The organism is Streptomyces chiangmaiensis (assembly GCF_036281785.1).
In the GTDB taxonomy this organism is placed as follows: Bacteria; Actinomycetota; Actinomycetes; order Streptomycetales; family Streptomycetaceae; genus Streptomyces; species Streptomyces chiangmaiensis.
In genome coordinates, this window is the sequence record NZ_JAYWVC010000577.1 from 1 (window position 1) to 1,364 (window position 1,364).

A 1,364-nucleotide genomic window follows, 5' to 3' on the forward strand; every position below is an offset into this window, starting at 1 on the left:
GAAGGGTCTGCAGGCCGGTCTGATCTGCCTCGTCGTCGTCATCATGATCCAGAAGTTCAGCCTCAAAGCGGGGATCGGTGCCCTGCTCCTGATGGTGATCGCGCTCGGTCTGTACAACTCGCGCAACGACCTGGCGAACATGTTCACCGACGAGGTGAAGAACCCGTCCAAGGGCGCGCCGGTTGTTCCTGGGGTCGTCCGGTCCGAACTTCCAGCCTCTCGTGACCACTCGCCGGGCGTCGGGGGCTGGCTGTGAGCGCGACAGCCGCGGCACGGGTGGGGCGCTTCTACACCGCTGCCCGCCGCCATCCCTGGGTGTTGGGCAAGGTCGCGGACTGGAAGATCCCGCTCGGCCCGTACACGCCCGCGCAGATCGCGGTCGCCGTCGGCGGCGGCTTCCTTCTGCTCAAGACCATCGGCTGGTGGTCGTGGATGGGGCCCGTCCCCATCGTCGGGTGGATCCTGGTCATCTGGATGGTGCGCCAGCCGAAGATCAGGGGCCGTGCCCCGATGCAGGCCGCTTTGGGCTGGGTGCTGCTCGGCTGGCAGCCCTGCGGAGGGCGGATCGGCGGGCGGGCCGCCCGCGACCGCGCTCCCCACCCGCTGCTCGGCGGCTTCACCATCGAGGGCGCGCCCGCGCCGGGCCCCGCTGCGCAGGTCGCGCCAACCCGTGCGGTTCGGCGGCGTCAAGCCCGGGCGCCGCACCCGAGCCCGGCCACAAACCGCTCGTCCGCACCCCGCCGCACAGAGCCAGTTGCTCCGGCGGTGGCGGCGGGGCCGGTGTCGGGTGTGCAGCAGCTGCTCGCGCTCGCCCAGCAGAGCGGGGGTGCGCGGTGAGGGTTCCGATCCGTCACATCGCCGGGCATCTGGTGTGGTCGACGCAGGGCAGCGTGTGGGCGATCTACCGCCTCCACCCGGGCCCGGACGCCCAGGGACGCCGTGAGGAGACCGTGCAGGGCACTTACGTGCCCGCCGCCGTCCGCGACGAACAGCTCGCAAAGATCACCCACCTGGTGCGCTCGCTGTCCGGGGCCCCGCGCCTGTACGGCATGTGCGCCCAGGTCGACCCGGGTGAGATCGCCCTGCGGATGATCGAGGGCATCGAACCGGCCGAGCAGGCACTTGGTGCCGGCCGGCACCCGTGGGTGGAGAACGTCGAGGCCACCCTGGATCTGCTGGACGACCAGGAGATGCACCACCGCACCCTGTGGCTGGCCGTGCCCCTGCAGACCGAGACCGCGGGCCTGCAGGTGTCCGCGTCCCTCGGCGCGACATGGGCCGAGCTCGCGCCAATGCTGGGCATGCGGCCGGCGCCAGTGGCCCGGCCCGAGGTGAGCGCATACCGCGAGCAGGCCTCCCGAGTG

Annotated in this window: 2 protein-coding genes and 1 pseudogene; all 3 read left to right on the forward strand. The window is 71.8% G+C overall.

Features of this window, described 5'->3' with window-relative positions:
- Positions 1–256 (forward strand): hypothetical protein (locus VXC91_RS45665; RefSeq protein WP_329513223.1); only part of this gene is annotated, 256 nt, incomplete at its 5' end.
- A complete protein-coding gene (locus tag VXC91_RS45670; RefSeq protein ID WP_329513224.1) occupies positions 253–837 on the forward strand; it encodes a hypothetical protein in 585 nt (194 codons plus the stop codon). The genes VXC91_RS45665 and VXC91_RS45670, both read left to right, overlap by 4 nt.
- A pseudogene (locus VXC91_RS45675) lies at positions 834–1,364 on the forward strand (ATP-binding protein); the annotation flags it as partial. The gene VXC91_RS45670 and the pseudogene VXC91_RS45675, both read left to right, overlap by 4 nt.